Origin of the sequence: Burkholderia sp. BCC0506 (genome assembly GCF_902833145.1) — a bacterium.
In the GTDB taxonomy this organism is placed as follows: Bacteria; Pseudomonadota; Gammaproteobacteria; order Burkholderiales; family Burkholderiaceae; genus Burkholderia.
The window spans coordinates 1-518 of the sequence record NZ_CADFEN010000034.1; the positions used below are offsets into that span (position 1 = coordinate 1).

The window sequence follows — 518 nt, forward strand, 5'->3', positions numbered from 1 at the left end:
GCATTCAAGCAATCGTGGCTGTACACGGAGCTGTACCGCGCGCGCAACTTCAAGCAGTGGATGGCCAAGGGCCTGTACCTCGGCACGCTGATGGTCGGGCTCGAGCAGAAGGTGATGGGCGGCAACGTGCCGTGGACGCTGCATCACCAGCATGCGGACCACGAGATGCTGAAGCCGGCGTCGCAATGCACGCCGATCGAGTATCCGAAGCCGGACGGCAAGCTGACGTTCGACCGGCTGTCGTCGGTGTTCATCTCGAACACGAACCACGAGGAGAACCAGCCGGCGCACCTGACGCTGAAGGACGCGAGCGTGCCGGTGAACGTGAACCTGCGCACGTACGCGGGGCCGGAGGCACGCTTCTGCCCGGCGGCGGTGTACGAGTTCGTGAAGAACGACGACGGCGGCGATCGCCTCGTGATCAACGCGCAGAACTGCGTGCACTGCAAGACCTGCGACATCAAGGACCCGACGCAGAACATCGTGTGGGTCACGCCTGAAGGCGGCGGCGGGCCGAA

1 protein-coding gene is annotated in these 518 nt (G+C 64.5%); it reads left to right on the top strand.

The features are described 5' to 3' along the window. On the top strand, nt 1-518 hold a 518-nt coding region (locus HWX62_RS32835; RefSeq protein WP_175985337.1), incomplete at both ends, for a 4Fe-4S dicluster domain-containing protein.